The 24,534-nt window shown below is 26.8% G+C and carries 27 protein-coding genes; 6 read left to right on the top strand and 21 right to left on the bottom strand.

Annotated features, from left to right (window positions below; translation table 11 throughout):
* Positions 1–20: 20 nt before the first annotated feature.
* Complete coding sequence (gene yfcE / locus AS160_RS02590; protein WP_165144460.1) at positions 21–569, bottom strand: phosphodiesterase; 549 nt, start codon at positions 567–569, stop codon at positions 21–23.
* Positions 570–664: 95 nt separating this feature from the next.
* On the opposite strand from yfcE, the gene AS160_RS02585 reads away from it, so the two are divergent.
* The gene (locus tag AS160_RS02585; RefSeq protein ID WP_165144458.1) at positions 665–1,483 is read left to right on the top strand and encodes an MBL fold metallo-hydrolase; all 819 of its coding nucleotides are present in this window, start codon (positions 665–667) and stop codon (positions 1,481–1,483) included.
* Between the two features lie 23 nt (positions 1,484–1,506).
* Here the strand turns inward: AS160_RS02585 and malE are convergent, their stop codons facing one another.
* The 5 genes from malE to AS160_RS02560 form a co-directional block, all read right to left on the bottom strand.
* A complete protein-coding gene (gene malE, locus AS160_RS02580; RefSeq protein WP_165144456.1) occupies positions 1,507–2,715 on the bottom strand; it encodes a maltose/maltodextrin ABC transporter substrate-binding protein MalE in 1,209 nt (402 codons plus the stop codon).
* A 146-nt stretch (positions 2,716–2,861) separates the two neighbouring features.
* Positions 2,862–3,698 carry a hypothetical protein gene (locus AS160_RS02575; protein ID WP_206528048.1) on the bottom strand — a complete coding sequence of 279 codons (837 nt, stop codon included), beginning with the start codon at positions 3,696–3,698 and terminating at the stop codon, positions 2,862–2,864.
* 236 nt (positions 3,699–3,934) lie between these two features.
* Positions 3,935–4,720 (bottom strand): DNA-processing protein DprA, encoded by a 786-nt coding sequence (dprA, locus tag AS160_RS02570; RefSeq protein WP_165144452.1) that lies wholly within the window; start codon positions 4,718–4,720, stop codon positions 3,935–3,937.
* Positions 4,707–5,066 (bottom strand): DUF1622 domain-containing protein, encoded by a 360-nt coding sequence (locus AS160_RS02565; protein ID WP_165144450.1) that lies wholly within the window; start codon positions 5,064–5,066, stop codon positions 4,707–4,709. Before AS160_RS02565 ends, dprA begins: the two co-directional genes overlap by 14 nt.
* Positions 5,067–5,137: 71 nt before the next feature.
* Positions 5,138–5,875, bottom strand: a complete 738-nt coding sequence (locus tag AS160_RS02560; RefSeq protein WP_165144448.1) for a WecB/TagA/CpsF family glycosyltransferase — start codon at positions 5,873–5,875, stop codon at positions 5,138–5,140.
* A 191-nt stretch (positions 5,876–6,066) separates the two neighbouring features.
* Between AS160_RS02560 and lon the strand changes: the two genes are divergently transcribed.
* Positions 6,067–8,430 (top strand): endopeptidase La, encoded by a 2,364-nt coding sequence (lon, locus tag AS160_RS02555; protein WP_165144446.1) that lies wholly within the window; start codon positions 6,067–6,069, stop codon positions 8,428–8,430.
* Between the two features lie 2 nt (positions 8,431–8,432).
* Entirely contained in the window at positions 8,433–9,011 is a 579-nt protein-coding gene (yihA, locus tag AS160_RS02550; protein ID WP_165144444.1) for a ribosome biogenesis GTP-binding protein YihA/YsxC, read from the top strand.
* A 636-nt stretch (positions 9,012–9,647) separates the two neighbouring features.
* Here the strand turns inward: yihA and AS160_RS02545 are convergent.
* From AS160_RS02545 to AS160_RS02485, 13 genes are all read right to left on the bottom strand, one after another.
* Positions 9,648–10,076 (bottom strand): transcriptional repressor, encoded by a 429-nt coding sequence (locus AS160_RS02545; RefSeq protein ID WP_165144442.1) that lies wholly within the window; start codon positions 10,074–10,076, stop codon positions 9,648–9,650.
* A gap of 98 nt (positions 10,077–10,174) precedes the next feature.
* On the bottom strand, positions 10,175–11,200 hold the full coding sequence (gene nusA, locus AS160_RS02540; protein WP_165144440.1) for a transcription termination factor NusA: 1,026 nt from the start codon (positions 11,198–11,200) through the stop codon (positions 10,175–10,177).
* Between the two features lie 13 nt (positions 11,201–11,213).
* The gene (locus AS160_RS02535) at positions 11,214–11,678 is read right to left on the bottom strand and encodes a ribosome maturation factor (protein ID WP_165144438.1); all 465 of its coding nucleotides are present in this window, start codon (positions 11,676–11,678) and stop codon (positions 11,214–11,216) included.
* Between the two features lie 103 nt (positions 11,679–11,781).
* Positions 11,782–14,058 carry a DNA polymerase III subunit alpha gene (gene dnaE / locus AS160_RS02530; protein WP_165144436.1) on the bottom strand — a complete coding sequence of 759 codons (2,277 nt, stop codon included), beginning with the start codon at positions 14,056–14,058 and terminating at the stop codon, positions 11,782–11,784.
* 58 nt (positions 14,059–14,116) lie between these two features.
* Positions 14,117–14,311, bottom strand: a complete 195-nt coding sequence (rpmB, locus tag AS160_RS02525) for a 50S ribosomal protein L28 (RefSeq protein ID WP_165144434.1) — start codon at positions 14,309–14,311, stop codon at positions 14,117–14,119.
* A gap of 101 nt (positions 14,312–14,412) precedes the next feature.
* On the bottom strand, positions 14,413–15,927 hold the full coding sequence (gene lysS / locus AS160_RS02520; protein WP_165144432.1) for a lysine--tRNA ligase: 1,515 nt from the start codon (positions 15,925–15,927) through the stop codon (positions 14,413–14,415).
* Positions 15,914–16,414 carry a transcription elongation factor GreA gene (gene greA, locus AS160_RS02515; protein ID WP_165144430.1) on the bottom strand — a complete coding sequence of 167 codons (501 nt, stop codon included), beginning with the start codon at positions 16,412–16,414 and terminating at the stop codon, positions 15,914–15,916. Before greA ends, lysS begins: the two co-directional genes overlap by 14 nt.
* Positions 16,415–16,426: 12 nt before the next feature.
* Entirely contained in the window at positions 16,427–16,888 is a 462-nt protein-coding gene (gene nrdR, locus AS160_RS02510) for a transcriptional regulator NrdR (RefSeq protein WP_165144428.1), read from the bottom strand.
* Entirely contained in the window at positions 16,885–17,802 is a 918-nt protein-coding gene (whiA, locus tag AS160_RS02505; RefSeq protein ID WP_206528047.1) for a DNA-binding protein WhiA, read from the bottom strand. The genes nrdR and whiA overlap by 4 nt, the downstream gene beginning before the upstream one ends.
* Positions 17,803–17,806: 4 nt before the next feature.
* Entirely contained in the window at positions 17,807–18,679 is an 873-nt protein-coding gene (gene rapZ / locus AS160_RS02500; protein WP_165144424.1) for an RNase adapter RapZ, read from the bottom strand.
* A complete protein-coding gene (gene murI, locus AS160_RS02495; RefSeq protein ID WP_165144422.1) occupies positions 18,673–19,452 on the bottom strand; it encodes a glutamate racemase in 780 nt (259 codons plus the stop codon). Before murI ends, rapZ begins: the two co-directional genes overlap by 7 nt.
* A gap of 16 nt (positions 19,453–19,468) precedes the next feature.
* A complete protein-coding gene (locus AS160_RS02490) occupies positions 19,469–19,738 on the bottom strand; it encodes a hypothetical protein (RefSeq protein WP_165144420.1) in 270 nt (89 codons plus the stop codon).
* Positions 19,739–19,759: 21 nt separating this feature from the next.
* Positions 19,760–20,077: a hypothetical protein gene (locus AS160_RS02485; RefSeq protein WP_165144418.1), complete on the bottom strand. Its 318-nt coding sequence runs from the start codon at positions 20,075–20,077 to the stop codon at positions 19,760–19,762.
* Positions 20,078–20,220: 143 nt separating this feature from the next.
* Here AS160_RS02485 and yajC point away from each other — a divergent pair, with 143 nt between their 5' ends.
* From yajC to secF, 3 genes are read left to right on the top strand one after another with little or no spacing between them, the layout of a single operon-like run.
* Positions 20,221–20,601 carry a preprotein translocase subunit YajC gene (gene yajC / locus AS160_RS02480; RefSeq protein WP_165144416.1) on the top strand — a complete coding sequence of 127 codons (381 nt, stop codon included), beginning with the start codon at positions 20,221–20,223 and terminating at the stop codon, positions 20,599–20,601.
* A 21-nt stretch (positions 20,602–20,622) separates the two neighbouring features.
* Positions 20,623–22,032 (top strand): protein translocase subunit SecD, encoded by a 1,410-nt coding sequence (secD, locus tag AS160_RS02475; protein ID WP_165144414.1) that lies wholly within the window; start codon positions 20,623–20,625, stop codon positions 22,030–22,032.
* The gene (secF, locus tag AS160_RS02470; RefSeq protein ID WP_165144412.1) at positions 22,032–22,937 is read left to right on the top strand and encodes a protein translocase subunit SecF; all 906 of its coding nucleotides are present in this window, start codon (positions 22,032–22,034) and stop codon (positions 22,935–22,937) included. Before secD ends, secF begins: the two co-directional genes overlap by 1 nt.
* 108 nt (positions 22,938–23,045) lie before the next feature.
* On the opposite strand, the gene AS160_RS11445 is transcribed toward secF, so the two are convergent.
* Positions 23,046–24,251, bottom strand: coding sequence for a flagellin (locus AS160_RS11445; RefSeq protein WP_165144410.1), 1,206 nt, complete (start codon positions 24,249–24,251; stop codon positions 23,046–23,048).
* A 145-nt stretch (positions 24,252–24,396) separates the two neighbouring features.
* Positions 24,397–24,534 (bottom strand): flagellin (locus tag AS160_RS02460; protein ID WP_346774415.1); only part of this gene is annotated, 138 nt, incomplete at its 5' end.

The raw sequence follows: 24,534 nt of genomic DNA, 5'->3' as shown, positions 1-24,534 counted from the left end.
AAAACTCCTGCTTGCAGGAGTTAATATTCCATATAGATCTTATCATTTAAAATATCAATAAATTTAAACTTAATACCCTCATTAATTTCTATAATTAATATACTATGAGGAGTATTTTCTTTAGGTAAAGAAACGCTGCCAGGGTTTATAACATTAATATTTTCTAATTTTTCAAATTTTGGAATATGTGTATGGCCGTGTATTAAAAATTGGCAGTTATATTTTTTTGCTAATAAAATTGCGTCATCTATATTAGGATCCCATCCATGTGTGAAGAAAAAATTAAATGAGCCGTAACTTTCTACTGAATATGGGGATATTTCTGGAATATTTAACAATTTTAAATCAATTTGTGAGTCACAATTGCCAGTAATAAATGTTCTTTTTTTAAATTCTTTTAACTTGTTTGATAATTCCATAGGGTTATATCCTTCAGGTAAAGGGTTTCTTGGACCATGATACAAGTAATCTCCTAAATGAATTATTCTATCAACATCTTTAATATAATTATAGGCTTTTTCAAAATAATATAATGATCCATGGGTATCACTAATTACTGCAAGTTTCATAATTCACCTCCAAAATAATATACAAAAAATATACAATAATATTTTATCATATTTTATGATATAATAAAATAAAATAATATTGAGGGGGAAAAGCTATGGAGATTTTGTTTTTAGGTACTGCAGCATCAGAAGGTTTTCCTAATCCTTTTTGTTCATGCGAAAACTGTCAAGAAGCAAGAAATGAAGGTAAAAAAAGTATAAGACTACGATCAAGTTTATTAATCAATGATGAAATTTTAGTAGATTTTGGTCCTGATATTGTAAGTTCTGCTAATAGATTTGGAAAAAATTTATCTGAAGTAAAACATATATTTATTACTCATAGTCATTCTGATCATTTGTTTTTTAAGAATTTTGAATATAGAAACCCTATATTTTCTGGATCATTTGAAAAGTTGTTTCATGTTGATTTAATAGTTCCTAATAAATTAGGGAAAGTTTTAAAAGATGAAGTTGAATTGCCTAAAATAAGTTTAATGGCTGTAGAACCATATAAGGAATTGCATTTTAATGGGTATATTATTTATACAATAAAAGCAAATCATACATCTAATTATGATGAAACTCCATTAAATTATATATTTGAAAAGGATAATAAAAAGGTTATGTATGCGGTAGATACAGGAAAGTTTTTACCAGAAACAATGAATTATTTAAAAGAAAATATTAAATATTTAGATGTTTTGATATTAGATGGAACGATGGGATTTAATAAAAAATATGAGTATCATATGGGATTTGATGAGGTAATACAAACAAAAGAATTGTTATATAAGGAAGGAATTGTTGATAATAACACAAAAATAATAGTATCACATTTTTCACATCTACATAATCCTAAACACTCAAAACTTGAAGAAATATATGGAAAACATAATATTATTGTTGCATTTGATGGACTAAAAATAAAATGACGACTCTTTCGAGTCGCCATTTTTTATTTATTAATTGCAGTTCTTATTTTTTCTACAGCTTCTTTTAAAGATTGTGCAGGTTCTAATTGTCCGTTGATTAATTGGCTTAAAGCATCACCCATTGGTCCCCATACTGCTCCCATTTCTGGAACATTAGGCATTGGTTCTCCACCAGCTGCACTTTTAACAAATGCATCAACGATTTCTTTTGGAACTGGTCCACCTTTTTCTTCGATAATAGCAGCAACGTCTGTTCTTGCAGGTAATCTTGGGTCAGCTAAGTAGAATTCATATATACCCTCTTTAGTTGCTAAGTAATTAATTACAAATTCTTTTGCTAAAGCTTTATTTTCACTTCTTGCATTAATCATTAATCCTTGAACACCAACAAATGGTTTTCCAAAGTGTCCATTTCCTAAATCTAATTCTGTTAAAGGTAATACACCAAAATCAATACCAGAATTAATATAATCTTTAACAGCCCAAGGACCATTTATTATCATAGCTGCTAAACCATCTTTAAACATTGAGTCCATTGTTCCGTAATTTGCACCTTGTGGTATTAATCCTTCATCAAAGAATGATTTTATTAATTCAGCACCTTTTATAGCACCATCATTAGCTAATCCTAAATCATTAACATCATAACCATTTTCTTTTGTCCATTTGAAAACATATCCGCCATTTCCAGCAATAAATCCATATGAGAAATAAAAGTTTCCAGCGTCATATACAAATCCTAAAGTTTCATCTGTTGTATATTCAGCAGCAATAGATTTTAATTCTTCTATTGTTTTAGGAGCTTCTTCAACATAATCTTTGTTATATAATAATGCAATAGCTTCAATTGCATAAGGAATACCGTATAATTTACCGTTAACAGTAAAAGCATTTAAACCTGATTCAGCAAATTTAGATGTTTCTATAGCTGAAAATGGTATAGAATCAATTAAACCATTTTCTACTAATTCTCCAACCCAGTCATGAGCACCAACGATAATGTCTGGACCTTCTCCAGCTTGAGCAGCTGTTAAAAATTTTGATTTAATGTCACCAAAATTTACTTGTTGAACTTCTACTAAAATACCAGTATCTCTAGTGAATTTTTCACCAAAAGCTTTCATGAAATCAACTTGTTTTTCTGAACTCCAAACAACGATTTTGTTTGAAGCAGCAAAAATAGAAGTGAATGCAAATAAAACTAATAATACAAATAATGCTACCTTTTTCATTTTTAACCCTCCCTTGAGTATTGTTATATGAAACTGTTACAAATTTATTATAACACAAAAACATATATTTTTAATAAAAAAAATTAATTTTAGCAGTTGATTAGAGCTAAATAATTTAGATTAATAGTAATTAAATGAAAAAAAATCTATTTTATAACAATAAGCATCATATTTTGGCTAATTAATATATAATCACTAAAATATAACGAATATATATCATCTGTAAATATTGTAGATTCAATTTCAAACACAGCTGTATTATTTGAATAAACATGTGAATAAACTTTAAATATAGATTTTATTCTATTTAATAATTGATTATATTCATCATTAGAAACATCTAATGCGATAATTTGTATTGGAAGACCATTAGCTAAATAATCCATCCAAGTTTTTATTATATCTTTTGCAAGTTTTTCGCCTGCTAATTGAGAGCTTTTTTTAATGGCTGTTTTAATTGCATCGTTTTTGGTTATATCAGATCCGCCAGATTCTTCATTAATTGAAGATATTAATTTTCCAGTTGATGCCCAATATGATGATAAGAATATTTTACTTCTAGCAGATTCTAAACCATAATATTTACCTGCATATTCTGAAGTTACTTGACCAGTAATAATAACATCCAATCCTTCATTTGCTAATGAGTTGTAATCAGAAATCTGTTTTATTCTATCGGAATCAAATAAATTAAATCCATATTTAGATAGTTCAGATTCAATAGCTGTTCTTGAAATTTTATTCAATTCATTTGTTAAATTTGTAATAATTACTCCAACCTTTGGCTTTTTCATTTGGTGAAGTATATAAAAGAAATCATCGTCTCCAATATTTTTGGAAACTAAATATTTTGCTTTTACTGTATAAATTCCATTATCTTCTTTTTTTTCTAATATTTCACTACCTTTAATAAACCCATAAGTTTTAGATAGTATAGTTTTATCAACTAATTTGAAGTTCCTAACTTTTGTTTCATTAAACACTTTCATACCTACAACATTTTGTAAAGCTTGAACTCTTGCATTACTTTCGGCATCATCATAACTTACACCTTTTCCTTCGACAATAATTTCTGTATAATTATTGTCTGTAGCAAAATACTCATATGGTTTAGTTTGGGAAGAACATGAAGATAAAAAGAATGCTAATAAAAGAAATATAAAAATTTTTTTATTATTTCTAATATTAATCGCCCCCTTTAATATAATTAAATAATTCTTTATATATTAAATAATTCTTTTAAATTATTTTCTGAAATAATAGGTATAGCACCATTATATATTAATAAATTTGTTCCTTCTGAAGTTTTTCTATTAATATCTCCAGGGACAGCATAAACATCAATGCCTGATTCGAGAGCCAATTTTGCAGTAATTAAAGATCCACTTTTTTTAGCAGCTTCAATAACGATAATACTTTTACTCAAACCAACAATGATTCTATTTCTTTCAGGAAATCTAAAAGGTTGTACAGGAGTTCCTGGTGCATATTCGGATACAATACAACCATTATTTTTTATTATTTGATAATATAAATCATAATTTGATTTTGGATATGGTATATCTATGCCGCACCCTAAAACAGCTATAGTTCCATTTTTTAAAGATCCTTTGTGAGCATAAGTATCAATTCCATAAGCCATACCACTAGTAATAATATATTTTTCAGAAAGGATTTTAGAAAAAAAATAAGCAATGTTTTTTCCATATTCTGAGCATTTTCTTGATCCCACAATACCAACACTATCTTTTTTTAATAATTCTGAATTTCCAATTGCGTATAATACTAATGGTGGATTAAAAATATTTCTTAATTTATTAGGATATTCATCATCAAAATAAGTTATAACTTTAATATTTTTTTCTTTTAGATTATTGTAAAATTTTTCTATTTCTGTTTTGTCAATTAAAGGAATTCTATTCTTTTTTATATTTATCATTATTGATTTATTAGATTCTTTTAAAAATTCCTTCATCCAAATTATAGCGTTTTTATATTTCTCCATTTCTAACTTCCTTTTTATGTTCTTTAATTTCTCTTGTTAAGAAAAAATTTAAAGTTGTTCTAATAGCTATAATAGTAGCTAGTTGTCCAATGTCATTCCAAGTAGGAGCTACGGTAGTTTTTAAAATACTAGATCCAATTAAAAAACCTAGTCCTAAAGAAAAAGAATGACCTAATTCCAAACGACTTTCCCATATAGCTTCTTCGGATTTTTTCTTTAATAACACATCTTTTAAAAAGATTGAAAATCCCTTTATCATTCCAAAAAAGATTACTATAATAGCCATGATATAAGAAATATCTGATATATAACTAACTATAATCTCTACAAAATGATGGATATTCATGTTCATTCCCCCTTTTTTACAATAATTTTACCATAAAAAACACAAAAATAAAAGACAACCCGAAGGTTGCCTTATAAATTAATTACTTCTAAATTTACAGGAGTTTCTTTAGAACGATATACTTTAAAATAAAAGTTCATTAAATCCGGGAATTTTCTAAATCTTTTTGGCTCTCTGATCATTCTATATAACCATTCTAGGCCAAATAATTGAAATAATTTTGGGGCTCTAGAAATTTTTCCTGAAATTACATCAATACTTCCTCCAACACCCATCGCCATTTTTATATTAAGTTTATTTAAATTTTTATATATAAATTCTTCTTGTCTAGGAACACCCATTCCTACGAATAATATTTCAGCTCCGCTATTATTAATCAATTCAATTATATTATTATCATTATCAAAATAACCATGGTGAGTTCCTACAATTGTAATATTTGGGAATTTCTTTTCTAAATGTTCTTTGGCTTTTTCTGCAATACCTGGCTGAGAACCTAATAAGAATATTTTGTGTTTTTGCCATTCACATATTTTTAGCATAGTATCTATACCAGGACATCTTTCTGTATGATATCCCCATTTTTCTAAATATTTTACTACACCTATTCCATCTGGAATAGAAATTGTGGAATTTTGTAATTCGTATTTGTATTCATCATTTTTGAAATATTCTAAAAACATTAAAGCATTAAGAGTTACAACCCAAACTTTTTCATTTGAGTTTAATTTCCTTTCAATAAAATTCCACATATCCTCTTTTTTTCCGGATAATAATTTTAATCCAAACATTTGTATCATTTGAGTCATATTATAACCACCTTTAATAATCGCTTCTGATTAATTTTTCTTTATCTTTACCTTAAATACCTAATAAATTACAAAATATGTGTTAAAATATATAATGCGTTTTTAACGTATCAATTTTATATTCTACCATATTTCTGAATATAATTAATAATATAAATGTTAATTTTAGAATAAAAATGGAGGTTGATTATATGGAAAATAAAAAAAGTGCTATAGATATGTTTATAGATAAATCATTTAAAGAAAGCATACCAGAAGAATTACCTGTAATACCAACAAGAGCTAAACTTGTTATATTTCCTAATTCAATTCTTCCTATGTTAATAGGAAGAAAAAAGTCTATTAATGCTTTAGAAGAATCATTGGAAAAATATAATAATTTATTATTTTTTGTTTCACAAAAAGATATTGAATTAGAAGATCCAAAAATAGAAGATCTTTACAAAATAGGTACTGTTGGGAGAGTTGTTCAAATTGCAAAATTGCCAGATGGGGAATATAAAATATTAGTTGAGGGATTAAAGAGAGCGGAAATAAAAGAAGTATTAGAATCTGAAAAACTAATAAAATTTAAAATAAAAACTCTTGAAAGGAGTTATAAAAACACTAAAACATTGGAAGCTTTAGTTAGAAAGGTAAAAGGATTATTTGAGAAATATATAGGTTTAACAAAAAAGTTCCCTCAGGAAGCTTTAATGATTTTAGAAGACACAAATGATCCTGAAGTTATTAGTGATTTAATTGCATCTGTTTTACCGCTTGAATTAGAGGAAAAACAAGAATTATTAGAGGAATTGCATCCTAGAAAACGTCTTGAACTTGAATTGGAAATATTAATGAGAGAAATAGAATTATTGGAAATAGAAGAATTATTAGAATCAAAAGTAAAAGAGAAAATAGAGAAAGGTCAAAAAGAATATTATTTAAGGGAAAAATTAAAAGCTATTCAAGAAGAATTGTCAGGAGAAGCTGATGAGGAAATTAAAGAATTAAAAGAAAGTATAGAAAAAATAGAAATGCCTGAATATGTAAAAGAAAAGGTTGAACATGAATTGGCAAGGCTAGAAAAGATGTCACAATATTCTCCAGAAGCAAGTGTAGTAAGGACATATTTAGATTGGATTATTAATTTACCTTGGAATAATAAAACTGAGGATAGAATAAATATTAAAAAAGCAGAAAAATTATTAAATAAAAATCATTATGGTTTAAAGGAACCTAAAGAAAGAATATTAGAATTTTTAGCAGTTAGAAAATTATCAAATAAACCAAAATCTCCTATATTATGTTTTGTTGGTGCTCCAGGTGTTGGAAAAACATCTTTAGGAAGATCAGTTGCAGAGGCATTAGGAAGAAAATTTGGAAGAATATCTCTCGGAGGAATGAGAGATGAAGCAGAAATTAGAGGTCATAGAAGAACATATGTTGGAGCAATGCCGGGGAGAATAATACAATTAATAAGAAAATTAGGTGTAAAAAATCCGGTTATAGTATTAGATGAAATCGATAAAATGGGAATATCATATCAAGGAGATCCAGCTGCAGCATTATTAGAAGTATTAGATCCTGAACAAAATTCATCATTTACAGATCATTATTTAGAAATACCTTTTGATTTATCAGAAGTAATATTTATTACAACAGCTAATGTGTTACACACTATTCCTATAGCATTAAGAGATAGAATGGAAATTATACAAATTCCTGGATATACAGATGCAGAAAAATATTATATTGCTAAAGATTATATAATTCCAAAATTATTTGAAGAACATGGTATAGAAAAGAATCAATTAAAAATAAATAAATCAGCATTAGAAAAAATAATATCAGAATATACTAGAGAATCTGGAGTAAGATCTTTAGAAAGAGTTTTAGCTAAATTAATGAGGAAATCAGCTTTAAGATTAGCAGAAGGCGAAAATAAAGTAAATGTTAATGTAAATAATATTAAAGATTTATTAGGGACACCTCCTTATTTTAGATCTAATAAATTGGAAAAACCAGAAATTGGTGTTGCTACAGGAATGGCTTGGACAGCATATGGTGGAGAAATATTACAAGTTGAAACACTGGTTACGTCAGGAAAAGGGAAAATTATTATAACAGGTAAATTAGGTGATGTTATGAAAGAATCAGCTCAAATTGCTCTAACTTTATCAAAAGCATTAATAGAAGAATATGATAAAAAGTTATTAGATAAATTTGATAATTTTAATTTTCATATACACGTTCCAGAAGGAGCTGTTCCAAAAGATGGTCCTTCTGCAGGAGTTACATTAACAACATCTATTGTTTCATCTATACTAAAAAGACCTATAAATAATGAAATTGCAATGACTGGTGAGATAACATTAATGGGTAAAGTTTTACCTGTTGGAGGAATAAAAGAGAAATTATTATCTGCATATAGAAGTGGTATAAAAGAAGTAATAATACCTAAGGACAATAAAAAAGATTTAGAAAAAATACCAGAAGAGATATTAAAAAAGATAAAAGTTAATTTGGTTGATAATATACAAGATGTATTAAAAATAGTATTATTGGAGGGATAAAAATGTTTAAAAAAATAAATTTAACAAAAACTGCATATTCTATAGGAGATTATCCCCCGCCATTAGATTTTGAAATAGCTTTTGCTGGAAGATCAAATGTTGGGAAGTCTAGTTTATTAAATAAATTATTTGGAATAAAAATAGCAAAAATTAGTTCTAATCCTGGTAAAACAAGATCTATTAATTTTTATAATATTGATAATAAAGGGTATTTAGTAGATCTTCCGGGTTACGGTTTTGCTAGTGTGTCTAAAGAAGAAAAAAAGAATTGGGAAAAGTTATTAGAGGATTATTTTACAAATAGGTATTCTTTAAAAATGGTTTTTTTACTAATTGATCATAGGCATGAACCTCAAAAAAAAGATATTGAAATGATACAATGGTTAAGAGAACTCGAAATGCCATTTATGATTATTTTAACAAAATTAGATAAATTAAAACAATCTGAAAGAAGAAAAAAATATGAAATAATAAGAAGAGAAATATCAAAATATGGTGAATATATATATTTTCCTGTATCTTCTAAAACTGGAGAAGGGATAGGAGAATTAAAACAAGAAATAAGTAAATATCTAAAATAATAAACAGGGCAAAAATGATCTGAACCCAAAAAAATGAAATAATAAAAAAACACCCCCGAAAGTGATAAAATAAAAGTAGGGGGTGTTTTTTAATGGCAAAAAAAGGATAGAAGTTTAGGAAGTATTCAGAAGAGTTTAAAGAAGAAGTAGTAATTGAAAAATTACCGTACCAAACAACAGAAAAAATATACTCAATATATAAAACAAGAGAATAAAAAATGCAAAAGAACACCAAGCAAAAAACGAGGAAGACCTAAAAAAGAAAGCGAAGAAATGATGAGGTAAATAAATGAATATTTGAGATTATTAAGCAAAGGAAAATAAACCTAAAAAAATAAAAATAATAGATAGACCTATCCAAATTATGTAAAATAGCAGGTATACTGAGGAATAGTTATTATAGATACAAAAGATGAATGAAAAATATAATTAATAGATTAGAAGTATATTTTAAATTTAAAGGAATAGATGTTTATATATTCATAAAAGGTATTTAAAAATAATCTATCATAAAGAAGTATATATTTCAAAAGATTAAATAACATGGCTCCAGTAGAGTACTGGAGCCATGTTGGATAAATCCTTTATTTGTTTTCTTAATTGTACCACTTTCGGGGGCACATCAAAACGTCCTGCTTATATTTTACATTCTTTGCAATATCCATATACCTTTAATTCAAAATCATTAATTTCAATATTATCAAATGGAAATAAATTTTTCAAATCTTTTTTTTCTATATCAACTTTTAAAGCTTTACCGCAATTTTCGCAAATAAAGAGCACATTATTTTCTTCTTCAACTTCATCAATTAACTCATATCTAGGAGTTCCATCTTCAAAATCAATTTTTCTTATTATTCCCAATTCTTCTAGTAAATCAATTCCTCTTTTTACTGTCATTTTACTTGTTTTATGATTTTTTCTTTTTCTTATATTCATATATACATCATCTAAACTCATTAATCTACCTTTTGATTCAATAAATATTTTTAATATTAATTCCCTTTGTGCTGTCATTCTTTGTTTTTTATCTTTGAGTACTTTTTTCAAAACTTGTTGGGACATATTGTAAAAACCGCCTCCTCATATTTTAGTTCAACTAGATTTTACAGCATAAAGAAAAAAATTAGATTTAAACATTATTAAAATTGTGTTCCTATATCTTAAACAGTATGTATGTCTATTTTCCAACCAGTTATTTTAGCAGCAGCTCTTGCGTTTTGACCACCTTTTCCTATAGCAAGAGATAATTGATTTTCTGGAACAGTTACAACAGCGGTTTTATTTTTTTTGTCTAATTTAATATTTAACACTTGTGCAGGAGCCAAAGCGTTTTTAATTAATTCTTCAATTTCATCAGACCATTTTATAACATCTACTTTTTCAAGATTTTTTAAATCTTCTAAAAGCTGACTGATTCTTATACCATTTTCACCAATACAGGCTCCAACGGGATCAACTTTTGGATCTTCAGAATATACAGCTATTTTACTTCTAACTCCAGGTTCACGATATATTTTTTTAATTTTTACTATTCCATCTTCAATTTCTGGAATATTCATTTTAAATAATTCTTCAACAAATTCTGGTTCACTTCTAGTAACTAATATTTTTGGTCCTTTGGTAGTTTGTTGTATGCTTTTTATATATACTTTAATAATATCTCCTGTATATAATGATTCGTTTGGTATCCATTCTTTTTTTGGTAATTTTGTTTCTAATTTTCCAATTCTTATTTCAGCATATTCAGATGTTACCTTTAAAACTTCAGCTGTAGTAATTTTTCCTTGTAAAGGAGCATATTTATGATATAAATTTTCTTTTTCGATTTCTCTAATGCTTTGTTTTATTACCTGTTTAGCAGTTTGAGCTGCAATTCTTTTAAATTCTTTTTTGGGGTTTATTTTCTTTTTTATAAGTTCTCCAATTTGAGCTTTTGAATTAATTTTTTTAGCTTCTTCTAAAGATATTTCCTCACCATCATTTGTTACTTCTTCTACAACCTTTAAAATTTGATATATAGATATTTCTCCATGAGTTTTATCAATAACAACTTCTACATTTTCCATCTCATAATTATTTTTATAAGCTTTTTCAATAGCTTTTTCTATAATTTCCAACAGGACATCTTTTTTTATATCTTTTTCTCTTTCTAATTCTTCTAGCGCTTCTATTAATACTACATTCATATAAACACCTCCGCTATATATCAATTTCTAGATTTGATCTTAATATTTTTTCATATGGTATTTTAATAACTTTTCCACCATCTTTTTCTTTGATATAGATAACATTATCTTGTATATCTTCAATATAACCTTTTATAGCTGTTCTATTTTCAATTCTTTGTTTAAGTATTACTTTTGATAATTTACCTTTAAATCTAATAAAATCATTTATATTTCTTAAAGGTCTATCTAAACCTGGGGAACTTACTATTAAATCATATGATGATTCAATAATATCTTTATCGTCTAAATACGATTCAATCTCTCTTGAAAAAATTTCACAATCTTCTATTCCTACAAAGCCGTCTAATTTGTCAATAATTATCTCCAACTTTAGTTTTCTTCTTACTTTTTTTAATGATACATCAAAAATCTCTAAATTCATTTTTTTAGCAATCTCATTTGCTTTTTCTTTTATCAAGTCTTTAGTATCGTTCATGTCTTCACCCCCATAATTATATAAAAGAGAGTTCGAGGGCTTAGCCCTCGAACGCATAAAAAATTATTTATCAATTAAATTATATCATAAAAATTATATAAAATCAAGAGGAAATAACAAATCCATAGACTTCCTTTTCAAAGTTAAAAATATCTTCTTTGGAAGTAGTTATTTTTTTGCTTTCATTAGATATATTTTCTCCGAAAACATTGGATAAAATTTTTTTGGATGATTCACTAGCATTCATTTCAATTTCAGATATATTTCTAATAAGCATTCTTCTATTTTTATTAAATGCTTCAAAAGACCCCGCTTTAATTAATTGCTCAATGATATTTCTAGTTATTCCAATTTCTTTAGATCTCAATACAAATTCTTCAAAGGAAGAGTATTTTCCGTTTTTTTGAATATCGTCTAATATAGTTTTTTCAGCGAATTCTCCAACACCCTTGATTACTCTCAATGGCAAGATAATAGAATTTTTATTAAAATTACCATTTGGAGTTAAAATATTTGGCAAATTTATTTTTATGTTCATTAATTTCATTTCATTAAATATATTCATTGTTAATCCTTTGTATTTTATATATTCTAAATAGAATTTTTCAGGATATATACTTTTTAATTCTGCTATCCAATAACTTAAATGAGCATATGCAACACTATGAGATTTATTAAAAGCATATTGAGCAAAATTTTCAATTTTTTCAAATAATATTTTTGCTTCTTTTTCTCCAATAATATTTGAAGCGTTAGAAATAAATTTTGTTTTTAAATGTTTAATTTTATTAATTTCTTTTTTTGAAATTGCTCTTCTAAAATCATCAGATTCTGAAGGAGATAAATTTCCCAATTTTTGAGCTAAAAACATAACTTGTTCTTGAAAAATAATAACACCATTAGTTTCAGGGATAAGTTCTTTCAAATAACTTTTACTAGTTCCATGTAAATATTCGTCAAACATTCCAGAGTTTAATGGACCTGGTCTATTTAAAGCAAGTAAAATATATAATTTTTCAAAAGAATCAGGTTTTAAATTTTTAGCAAGTTTTTTAGCAAGTTTCGATTCAAGTTGAAAAATACCCTCAGTATAACCTTTTGAAATTATTTCATAAGCTTTTTTGTTATTTAAACTTATAAAATGTTCTTTTGTGTAGTTAAAATTAAACTCTTTTAAAAAAGATAATGTATCTAAAGATAGTAAGTCAAATTTTTCGATTCCAATACTTTTTAAATCATCCATTTCCCATAATGTAATAGGAATATCTCTATTTAAATCAAGAGGGATTTTTTGTTTTAAATTCTTATCTGATAGTATAATTCCAGCAGCATGGACAGATTCTGCAATTTCTAGTCCTTCTAAATAAAAAGCTAAAGTATAATAATCTTTATATTTTGAATATAAATGCATATTTTCAGGTGATCTGATATTTTTACTAAATTTATTTGAGTAATCAACATTTAGTATTTCTTTTATTTTTTTAAATACGCTTTTATTTTTCATTCTTACAAATGTTTTTATTTGTGCAATATCAAATTCCTTATTTAACTCCTCGATTATCATATCTCTTTTGTTAGATTCTACATCAATATCAATATCTGGAAGTTCTTTTCTTGAATCATTTAAAAATCTTTCAAAATACAAGTTATATTTAATAGGGTCAATTAAAGTTATGCCTAATAAATAAACAATTAAAGATCCAACAGCAGAACCTCTACCTGGACCAACTAAACTTTCTGCTTTTTTTGCGATGTCTACAATTTTTTTAACAGTTAATATGTAATCAGATACATCTAATTTTCTAATAACTTCTAATTCTATTTTTAACCTTTCAACATATTTATCTGGTAATTTGCTAATTATAGGTAAAATACTTTCGTATAGTTTTTTAAATCCACCTAGTTTGGGTATTCCAATATAAAATTCTGAAATATTATAGTTGGTATTAGTTTTGATAATTTCATCGTGAAGTCTTTCAGTAATATAATATTTTAAATGATAATCTTTTCTAATATAATCACCATCAATATTATTTATGATTTTAGAGAATTGCATTGTAGGATATACAATTTTTTTGAAAATATTAGATTTTTCAAAAAAAGGCAAATCTAAATTCTCGCCATTGTATAATCGTATTAATTTTTTTAAATCTTCAGAATTCTTTGGAAAATAAACTCTATTTCCATTTTCAAATAAAATGTATGGTTTAATTTTAAATTTATTACATAGATTAATAAAATTAATCCATGATTTTGGATGATCTTCATATAAGACTATACTTTCATACCCATATTTTTTTGATATAGGTATTAAATCTCTTAATTGTATATATGATTGACCAATAGATTTAGAAGTAACAATAGGTCCTAAAACTTTCAAAACTATCACCCCAAAATATTATAACACATATTAAAAATAGCGCCCTAAGGCGCTATAATTAAATTGCTCTTTTAACTTTTCCAGCTTTTAAACAACTTGTACAAACATTCATTCTTTTTACTGTTCCATCTTCTAATAAAACTTTAACTTTTTGAATGTTTGGTTTCCACCATCTTCTTGTTGTAACTTTTGAGTGAGCAACATTATTTCCAGCAGTAGGTCTTTTTCCGCAAACTTCACAAACTCTAGCCATTTTAATCAGCCTCCTATATATTTTAATTATTATTTTATACTTAGTTATACCTAGTATATTATATACATAAAGATGAATTTAATATTTAAAAAAGGTTAAAATTATTCATCAGATTCAAATAAATTTTCTTCATCTTCAAAATTCATAGGCTTAACAATAGGATAAGCTATAACATCTCTAATAGTTTCAGCGTTGGTTAAGAACATTACAAATCTATCTATACCAATACCCAAACCGCCTGTTGGAGGTAATCCATATTCTAGAGCTCTGACAAAGTCTAAATCCATCATTTGGGCTTCTTCATCACCCATATCTTTTAACTCAACTTGTTTTTTAAATCTTTGTAATTGATCAACAGGATCATTTAATTCACTAAAAGCATTTGCTAATTCTCTTCCATATATAATTAATTCAAATCTTTCAGTAACTCTTGGGTCTTCTCTATGTCTTTTTGCTAATGGTGAAATTTCAACGGGATGTTCTAAAACAAATGTTGGTTGTACAATATGATGTTCAACTAATGACCATAATTCATCTATATAATGCCCTTTATCTTCAACAGATACTTCGACACCATTTTCTTTTAGCACTTCTACTAATTTTTCATCAGGATCTTCTAAAATATCAACACCTAAATGTTCTTTTATAAAATCTCTCATTTTTACTCTTTTAAAAGGAGGTTTAAAGTCAATTTCAACACCTTGGTAATTAATTTTGGTTGTACCATGAATTTTTTCAACAACATAAGATAAAACATCTTCTGTTAATTTCATCATATCAGTATAATCAGCATATGCTTGATATAATTCCATCATTGTGAATTCTGGATTATGTTTGTAAGAAACACCTTCATTTCTGAAATTTTTACCAATTTCAAATACTTTTTCCATTCCACCAACTACTAGTCTTTTTAAGTATAATTCAGGGGCAATTCTTAAATACATATCAACATCATATACATTTAAATGTGTAACAAAAGGTCTAGCATTAGCTCCACCTAAAATTGGGTGTAAAACAGGTGTTTCTACTTCTATAAATCCTTTTGAGTGTAAAAATTCTCTAATATATCTAATTGCTTTAAATCTAGTAACAAAAGTTTTTAAACTTTCATCATTAGCAATCATGTCAACATATCTTTGTCTATATTTTATTTCCCTATCTTTTAATCCATGCCATTTTTCTGGTAATGGTCTTAATGCTTTTGAGAGTATTTCGAAGTTGAGAATTAATATAGTTAACTCTCCTGTATGTGTTTTAAATGGAAATCCTTCTAATCCAACCCAATCACCAATATCCATATATTTTTTAAATTCATCAAATTTTCCATCAGGAACTTTATCTTTTTTTATATATGCTTGTATTCTTCCAGTATCATCTTTTAAAACTATAAAAGCGGATTTTCCGTGTTTTCTAATAGACATAACTCTTCCAGCAAATTTAAAAATATCATTTTCTAATAGTTCGCCGTCTGAAATGTTTCCATATTTTTCTTTGATTTCTTCAACCTTCATATCTTTTTCGAATCTATAGGGATATGGGTTTCTTCCTTCGTTTCTGATTTCTTCAATCAATTTTAATTTTTGCTCTCTTAAATCGCTCAACTCAAGCACCTCCATATTTTAAAATAGCCAATATTTCTAATTCTCGTTCAACATTAGCAGGGGTTTTAAATTTAATTCTATCTCCAATTCTCTTTTTTAATAACGATTTTCCTAAAGGAGACTCTGAACTAATTTTTTTAGGGTTAGAAAAAATATCTGCTTCTTGTGAATTAACAATTTTATATGTTTCTTCGATATTTTTTCTTAAATCCTTAACTATTACAGTATTTCCTAAGTTTACTTCATCATTATTACTTTCAGATTCATCAATAACTTCTGCATTATCTAAAATATAGTCTATTTCTTTAATTCTAGAATCGATTTTACCTTGTTCGTTTTTAGCTTCTTCGTATTCACTGTTTTCAGATAAATCACCAAGTTCCCTAGCTTCTTTAATTCTTTCAGCGATTTCAGTCATTAATCTTTTCTTTAGAATTTCTTTTTCTTTTAATAAATTTTCATAACCTTCTTTTGTTAATTGAATCTTCTCTCCTGGAACCATATTTAAACCTCCTTATTTATCTTCTTTCTTTTTCAAATCATTAATTATTTTTACAAAATGATCTAAATCGCCAAATTCTTTATATACTGAAGCAAACCTAACATATGCAACATGATCTATTTTTTTAAGTTCATACATTACCATATCACCAATTTTAACACTTTCAATTTCAGATACACCTAATTTTCTTATGTTTTCTTCAACTTGCGCAGCAATACTTTCAATTTCTTCATAACTAATAGCTCTTTTATAACATGCTTTTATTAAACCGTTTAATATTTTTTTTCTATCAAACAATTCTCTTTGACCGTTCTTTTTAATTACAAATATTTTATGTGTTTCATATCTTTCGTAAGTAGTGAATCTGCTATTACATTTTAAACATTCTCTTCTTCTTCTAGTTACAGTTCCTTCTGCAATAGTCCGTGAATCTAATACCCGAGTTTCATCGTGTCCGCAATATGGGCATTTCATTTTTTTTCACCTCTAATTTCTTTTGCTAATTTTTCTATCTTTTTTAATTTATAATACAATGTAGATTTTGAAATATTTAAGTTCTCAGCCATTTCACTTAAGCTATCACTTTCATTTTCTAATCTGTACATAGCGATTTCTTTTAAATCATTGGGTAAATCTTCGAACAAATTATTTTTTATTATTAATTCAATATCTTTAATTTGTTTTGAAGCACTTTCAGCTGTTTTTGAAGCATTGGCAGAGATAAAATTAAACGTTCGCGATACGTTACTTTTTAATTCGCGAACTTTTATTATATTAGAAATTTCCTCTGCTGAGTTATGTGCACCAATTAATTCTAATACATTCAATATATCATTAGAAGATTTTATATATATTTTTATTTTATTATTTTTATTTATATAATTAGCTTTGATTCCTATAAGATTATGTAAAATTTTTATTATCATTTGAGCAAAATCTTCAGTGAAATCAGAAAATATTTCAAAATGATAATTTTTCGTTATAGAAACAGAACCACAACTTAAAAATAATCCTCTAAAGAAAATTCCAAAGAGGTAAGGATCTGATGAAATATAAGATGGAATTTTATCGGAAAATATATCAATTTTTTTATCGTCAAAAACAATTTTTGCATGCATTAAATTAAAATATAACTCACCCATTCTACCTAACTTTAGTCTTTTTTCAACCTTTATATATGTTGTAATCCATTCTTCAAATATTTCTTTTGAAATTTTGTATACTCTTTTTAATGTATTCATTGAAGATACAGATAATTTCAAAAAATATTGATCGCCATTTATTACAAAACTCCCTTTACCTTTAATAAAACCAAAAAGTTCTATTTCAGGATAATCAATTTTTGTGTTAACTAACTCTAATTTTACCTTTTCTGAAAAGAAAGACATAATATCACCTTTCAATATCTCTATGATAAATAGAGACATTGTAATTATTTTGATTTAATAAATAATATAATTGTTCGGCAATATATACAGAACGATGTCGCCCTCCTGTACATCCTATACCGACATTTATAGATACTCTTCCAGTTGAAGAATACCATTTTTGAACTTTGGTTATTAAATTATATATTGATTCAACTGTTTCTTGTGTTTCATTAAAGTGTTCTAAATATTCTTTGATTTCATCATCTTTTCCTGTTTTTATATATAATTCTTTTATATAATATGGATTTGGTAAAAATCTAACATCAAACATATAATCTAAATCATTTGGTGGAGTATATTTAAAACCAAAACTTATTATTCTTATTTTAGTGTTATTTGCTTTTTTTTCATTTAAAATTTCAAGAATTTTTTCTCTAAAGTTAGATGGCTCTAAATTTGTTGTATCAATAATATAATCTGATATCTCTTTTATTGGGGTCATTAATTCTACTTCATTTTCAATAGCCTCATCTAAAGAAGTATAATTGCTTTGTAGAGGATGCCCTCTTCTTGATTTCATAAACCTAGTTTTTATAGTTTCTTGGGAAGAATCTAAAAATATTACTGTAAAATCAATATTTGAAAATTTAAATTTTTCTCGTATTTTTAGTATTTCCATTTTCAGTTTTTCAGAATCTTTCCATCTAATATCACTAACAAAAGCAATATTATTTATTTCAGTGCTATTAAGAAGCATAGCAGTAAATTCATCTATTAAATGTGGAGGTATATTATCAATTGTATAATAATTAATATCTTCCAGTATTTTTAATATTGTAGTTTTTCCAGCACCTGATAAACCAGTAATTAATAATAATTTTCTTTTTTCTACCATAAATTCACCCCATTCTCCCCTAAAACAAGGTGATTATATGAAACGTTAAAATTATTTTTCCCCAATATTCTTTCTGTATTATGTATAAATTTATTTATATTTCCAGAAACATAAAAATCAATCTTTGGATTTTCATATATTACAGGGATTTGATTTTTAAGTGTTTCAACTATCCCATCTGCTGGGTCGATAATGTTTCCATTGACAACCTTATTAATATGTTTTTCTAAAATTGGATAATGAGTACAACCTAAAATAATTTTATCATATGATTTTTGATTTTTTAAATAAAAATTTACTATTGATTCGGCAATAGGGCCATGCCAAATTCCTTCTTCTATTAAAGGAACAAAAAGAGGACAAGCAATTTCATGTACAGAAACATCTTTAGAAATCAATAATTCTCTATATGTACCTGTTCTAACAGTGTTTTCTGTAGCAAGTAGTAATACTTTTTCTTTTTTGTTTATTTGTAAAACAGCATTTTTTAAAATACTAATATATTTAAAACTATATTTATTAATATCAATATAATTTCTTAATATTAGAGAATCAGAAGTATTACAGGCAGCAACGACAATATCTATTCCATTTTCTTCATAAAAATGGAATAAATCTTTTAATATATATATAATTTTTTCTATAGGTTTAGAACCATATGGTACATTTAAAGTATCGCCAAAATAAAAATAGTGGTGGCCTTTAAAGGTATTGACCACCTTTTTTAAAACGGTTAAACCGCCTATTCCAGAATCAAAAAAACCTATTTTCATATAAACACACCACCAATTAACCTTTATTATGGGAGACAGTATTAGCCTTTTCTATTAAATTTTTCAATCCGTTTTTCATTTCTATTTTTTCTAAATTTTCATTTAATAATAAATATAGAAGAATATGAACAATATCTGGATTGTTCATTTTTGAATATATATCTTCAACATTTTCTTTTATATTTTCAAGTATTTCATTGACAACCTCTTCAGGTTCATCTGTTATGAAATCATATTTTTTCCCCATTAAATCAAAGTAAATACGTTTATCAATTCTGTCTCCCATAAATTCACCGCCTAAACTTTATTACCATTTAGGTTCCTCATATGATATATTTTCATTAATTGTATTTTCATTTTTTTCAGAAGGTGTTTCAATTATCTCTTCACCAAGTATTTCTTTTAATTTTAAATTAATATCTTGAATGTATTTTTTCATTTCTTCCTCGTTCTTTTTAAATTCTTCTATTTGTGTTTTTAATGAATCTCGTTCTCTAGTAATGTTTTCATATTCAACATATAGCTCTTCGTTTTCTTTTTTAAGCTTGTCTTTTTCTTCTTTTATTTTGTTGTACTTATTTGTAAGATTGTTAATAATGCTTTCTAATTCTTTTAATAATTCCATTAATATACCCCCTTATATTTTTATTTATTAATTTTTCTATATAAGAAAAAAATTTCCTCTATTATTATATCATAAAAATTTCCATAAATCACAAATCTGTGTTATAATATTCTAAGAAAAAATTATTTGGAGGTGAAGTTATTATGAATTTTTATAGCATAACAAATATTCTTTTTTTTGGTCCACCTGAAGCAGCAGCGCCGCAAACATCTGCTAATACTGCAACAGCATCATCTGGAGGTTTCTGGGGGTTACTATTTCCGTTTATATTAATTTTTGGTATGATGTATTTTTTAATTATTCTTCCTCAAAGAAGGCAAGAGAAAAAACATAGAGATATGTTATCTCAATTAAAAAAAGATGATAAAATTTTAACCCAAGCTGGTATAGTTGGTAAAGTAGTTAATATAAATAATGATTATGTTAGAATAAGAACTGCTGATAAAACAGAATTGGATATTACAAAAAGTTCAATAGTTGCAATTTTATCTAAATCAAATAAAGAAAGTAAAGAAGAAAAGTAATATATCAAGGAGGTTGGTTTTGTGAAAGCGCATAGAGTTAGAGTAATTATATCAGTATTAGTTATACTAACAGCATTATTTATGTTTTTTTGGCCATCAAATGAAAATGTAGAAAATACGGGCGTATTAAAATATTTATCAAATATTAAGTTAGGTTTAGATATTCAAGGCGGAAGTATGTTAGAGTATGATATGAAATTAGATGAAGGTACAGATCCAAATGAAATTATAGACAATGTTATTCTTGTTTTAAGAAAAAGATTAGATGCTGCAGGATATACAGAAGCTGTGGTTACAAAAGTTGTTAGTGGAAACAAAATTAGAGTTCGTGTTGAAATTCCAGGAATTACAGATATTGAAACAGCAGAAAAATTAATTGGTAGTAGAGGAAAGTTATATTTTGCAGAAGTAGTTGAAGTTCAAACATCTGATACAAAACCAAATGTTTCAAGAAATAAATATGTAGTAATTAATGGGAAAGAAGAAGAATTATATGATTATGTAAGAGATATATATGATGAAACAACATGGTATAAGGTAAAGAAATACTTTACATTTGGCGAAGAGCCATTTGAATTTACTGGGACGGAAGTAATAGATGCAAATTCAGATATAAATACTAGAAATAGTGGTTTTAAAGTTAATTTGAAATTTAGTTCTCAAGGCAGTAAAAAATTTGAATTAATTACTGGTAATTTAATCGGAAAGAGATTAGCTATTATTTTAGATAATAGGGTTATAATTGCTCCTACTGTGAATCAAAAAATTACAGGTGGTAGTGCAGAAATAACAGGTATTCAAACTATTGATGAAGCAAGAAATGTTTCAGCACTAATAAAAGCTGGTAATTTACCAGTTGACTTAATTAAATTCCAAGAAAGAACTACAGGTCCTACATTAGGTAGAGATGTTGTTGAAACAATCATTAAAGCTGGATTATTAGGATTATTTGTTGTTATGATCTATATGATTATATTCTATGGTTGGATGGGATTAGTTGCTGATATTGCATTATTATTTAATTCAATGTTATTATTAGGAATATTAGCAGGTACTAATGCAATATTAACCCTACCAGGTCTTGCAGGTATTATTTTAACATTTGGTACAACTGTAGACGGAAACGTTATTATATATGAAAGAATTAAGGAAGAATTAAGGCATGGAAGGCCTCCTTTAACAGCCGTTAGATTTGGTTTTGATAAGGCATTTTGGACATTATTTGATGCTAATTTAACAACAGTATTAGCTGGAGTTGTATTGTACTACTTCGCTACAGGTACAGTTAGAGGGTTTGCAATTACTCTAATTATAGGTACTTTAGGAAGTATGTTTACTAATTTAGTAGTTTCAAGATCAATCCTTGAATCCACAAGTCATCTAATAAATGTGAAAAAATATCAAAAAGCGGCTGTAGAGGAGGGAAAATAATGTTTGATTTTGTTGGAAAAAGAAAAATGTTTATACTATTATCATTATTATTAATAATTACAAGTTTAATTTTTGTTTTTACTAAAGGATTTAATTTAGGAGTGGATTTTGCAGGAGGAACTGAATTTGTTATATCATCAGATAAAGAAGTAGGAGTAGATGAAGTAAGAGATATATTAAGTTCTATTAAATCAGATTACGCTACAGCTAAAATTGCAAAATTAAAAAATCTAAATGTTGAAAATACAGAGTTATATCAATATTTAGTTGTTTTGAAAGAATCATTATCAGGATCAACATCTTTAAAAGAAGAATTAATTAATAATATGAAAGAAAAATTTTCAGAAAAAGGTGTTAAAATTGAATTTTTGGAATTTAATGATGTATCAGGATATGCTGCTGAAGAAATAAAATCATTTGCTTGGTACGCTGTTATTATTTCTTTAATTTTATTACTTGCATATATTACATTAAGATTTAAGTTTTCATTTGGAGTTGGTGCTATTTTAGCTTTAGCTCATGATATTTTGATTACTATGGGATTTTATTCAATGTTTAGTATTGAGATTAATGTGGCAGCAATAGCAGCATTTTTAACTTTAGCGGGTTATTCATTAAATGATACTATTGTTGTATATGATAAGATAAGGGAAAATATGAAGAAATTTAGAGGTAAAAAAAGCATTGAAGAAATTGTAAATATTAGTATTAATGAAGTTATTGTTAGATCATTAAATACATCTATAACAACATTTTTAGTAGTTCTCCCTATATTAATTTGGGGTGGTAAAGCAATTGCTCCATTTGCATTTGGTTTAGCAGTGGGTGTTGTAGTAGGTACATATTCATCATTGTATATAGCAAGTCCTATTGTTATAGGTTGGTTGAAAAAAACAAAAATATAATAATAAAAACAAAAAGGGTGATTGAAACACCCTTTTTGTTTTATATAAATGTATTATAAAAATAAAAAAAGGGCGAATCCATTCGCCCTTAAAATATTATCCTAAATATTATCTAAGTAATTGTAAAACTTGTTGAGGTAGTTGGTTAGATTGAGACAACATAGCTGTACCAGATTGCATTAGAATTTGTTGTTTTGTAAAGTCAGCCATAACTTTTGCCATATCAGCATCTCTAATACGTGATTCAGCAGCTGTTAAGTTTTCAGAGGCTACACCTAAGTTCTTAATAGTATGTTCAAGCCTATTTTGAGCAGCACCAAGTTTTGCTCTAAATGCAGATACTCTATATACAGCAGCATCTATAGCACTAATGGCAAATTCAGCATCAGATGAGGTATCTACACTTATTCCAGTAGTAATACCTAAATCATCAGCTTTCATACTTTCAAAGCCCATAGAAATAACTTGACCTTCATTAGCACCAATATGGAAATTCAATGGATTAACTCCAGAATCTCCAGAGCTTACTTTACCATATACAACAACAGCACCACCATCAACTTTTGTACCTGATGCTAATGTTCCGCCAAAATCGTTTATATCGGCAATTTGATTAGTATCCCATTTGATTTTAATAGATCCACCACCAACACCTATAACTGCAGAACCATTTGATGCAAGAGTTGTAACGCTGTTGCTTCCGCCGGCTGTTACAATTGTTAACTTAACATCAATTCCAGATGTAGCAGAACCATTCAATTGTCCTACTTCAATAATAACATTAGCATCTTGTGTAATAGTATGACCAACACCGTTAGTTCCAAATGTTGTATCAACCTCAAAATGAGCGGAACCTGGAGATACTAATTTAACATCAGCACTTCTAGTTTCTTTTAAAGAACCATCTAATAAGTTTTTAGTGTTAAATTGAGTTGTTTTGGCTATTCTATTAATTTCATCTCTTAATTCAGTAAATTCGTTTTGTAATTGAACTCTATCAGCATCTGTATTTGTATCAGATGTAGCTTGTACAGCTAATTCTCTCATACGTTTTAAGATTGAGTGGATTTCGTCTAATCCACCTTCAGCAGTTTGAATCATGGAAATAGCATCTTGGGAATTTCTAACAGCAGTGTCTAAACCTTTAATTTGGTTTCTCATTTTTTCAGAAATAGCCAAACCTGCTGCATCGTCAGCTGCTCTGTTAATTCTTAAACCAGAGGACAATTTTTCCAAAGACTTTCCCATATCAGACTTTACATTTGTAAGTGTTCTCCAGGCATTCATAGCCTCCATATTATGATATATCCTCATAATTTCACCTCCGTGTGAAATGTAATATTTTATAATCACTATATATTTCGACTGTTTTTCTTTTTTCTTTAGTGGAATATTTAGAAATAATTATAAAAATAAAAAAAGGGCGAATCCATTCGCCCTTAAAATATTATCCTAAATATTATCTAAGTAATTGTAAAACTTGTTGAGGTAGTTGGTTAGATTGAGACAACATAGCTGTACCAGATTGCATTAGAATTTGTTGTTTTGTAAAGTCAGCCATAACTTTTGCCATATCAGCATCTCTAATACGTGATTC

It is taken from the genome of Marinitoga sp. 38H-ov (genome assembly GCF_011057715.1).
In the GTDB taxonomy this organism is placed as follows: domain Bacteria; phylum Thermotogota; class Thermotogae; order Petrotogales; family Petrotogaceae; genus Marinitoga.
This window is presented reverse-complemented; position numbering and strand designations above follow the sequence as displayed.

Bases quoted from the DNA above. Each gene is read 5' to 3' on its own strand.
- rapZ (WP_165144424.1), bottom strand. From the start codon at position 18,679: ATGGTAGAAAAAAGAAAATTATTATTAATTACTGGTTTATCAGGTGCT.
- lysS (WP_165144432.1), bottom strand. From the start codon at position 15,927: ATGGAGGTGCTTGAGTTGAGCGATTTAAGAGAGCAAAAATTAAAATTG.
- AS160_RS02560 (WP_165144448.1), bottom strand. From the start codon at position 5,875: ATGACTCAAATGATACAAATGTTTGGATTAAAATTATTATCCGGAAAA.
- nusA (WP_165144440.1), bottom strand. From the start codon at position 11,200: ATGAATGTAGTATTAATAGAAGCGCTAGAAGAATTAGAAAGAGAAAAA.
- nrdR (WP_165144428.1), bottom strand. From the start codon at position 16,888: ATGAAATGCCCATATTGCGGACACGATGAAACTCGGGTATTAGATTCA.
- AS160_RS02545 (WP_165144442.1), bottom strand. From the start codon at position 10,076: ATGTCCCAACAAGTTTTGAAAAAAGTACTCAAAGATAAAAAACAAAGA.
- yfcE (WP_165144460.1), bottom strand. From the start codon at position 569: ATGAAACTTGCAGTAATTAGTGATACCCATGGATCATTATATTATTTT.
- murI (WP_165144422.1), bottom strand. From the start codon at position 19,452: ATGAAAATAGGTTTTTTTGATTCTGGAATAGGCGGTTTAACCGTTTTA.
- greA (WP_165144430.1), bottom strand. From the start codon at position 16,414: ATGGTTCCAGGAGAGAAGATTCAATTAACAAAAGAAGGTTATGAAAAT.
- yihA (WP_165144444.1), top strand. From the start codon at position 8,433: ATGTTTAAAAAAATAAATTTAACAAAAACTGCATATTCTATAGGAGAT.
- yajC (WP_165144416.1), top strand. From the start codon at position 20,221: ATGAATTTTTATAGCATAACAAATATTCTTTTTTTTGGTCCACCTGAA.
- secF (WP_165144412.1), top strand. From the start codon at position 22,032: ATGTTTGATTTTGTTGGAAAAAGAAAAATGTTTATACTATTATCATTA.
- AS160_RS02485 (WP_165144418.1), bottom strand. From the start codon at position 20,077: ATGGAATTATTAAAAGAATTAGAAAGCATTATTAACAATCTTACAAAT.
- dprA (WP_165144452.1), bottom strand. From the start codon at position 4,720: ATGGAGAAATATAAAAACGCTATAATTTGGATGAAGGAATTTTTAAAA.
- whiA (WP_206528047.1), bottom strand. From the start codon at position 17,802: ATGTCTTTCTTTTCAGAAAAGGTAAAATTAGAGTTAGTTAACACAAAA.
- rpmB (WP_165144434.1), bottom strand. From the start codon at position 14,311: ATGGCTAGAGTTTGTGAAGTTTGCGGAAAAAGACCTACTGCTGGAAAT.
- AS160_RS02565 (WP_165144450.1), bottom strand. From the start codon at position 5,066: ATGAATATCCATCATTTTGTAGAGATTATAGTTAGTTATATATCAGAT.
- AS160_RS02535 (WP_165144438.1), bottom strand. From the start codon at position 11,678: ATGAACGATACTAAAGACTTGATAAAAGAAAAAGCAAATGAGATTGCT.
- malE (WP_165144456.1), bottom strand. From the start codon at position 2,715: ATGAAAAAGGTAGCATTATTTGTATTATTAGTTTTATTTGCATTCACT.
- AS160_RS02585 (WP_165144458.1), top strand. From the start codon at position 665: ATGGAGATTTTGTTTTTAGGTACTGCAGCATCAGAAGGTTTTCCTAAT.
- AS160_RS02490 (WP_165144420.1), bottom strand. From the start codon at position 19,738: ATGGGAGACAGAATTGATAAACGTATTTACTTTGATTTAATGGGGAAA.
- AS160_RS11445 (WP_165144410.1), bottom strand. From the start codon at position 24,251: ATGAGGATATATCATAATATGGAGGCTATGAATGCCTGGAGAACACTT.
- lon (WP_165144446.1), top strand. From the start codon at position 6,067: ATGGAAAATAAAAAAAGTGCTATAGATATGTTTATAGATAAATCATTT.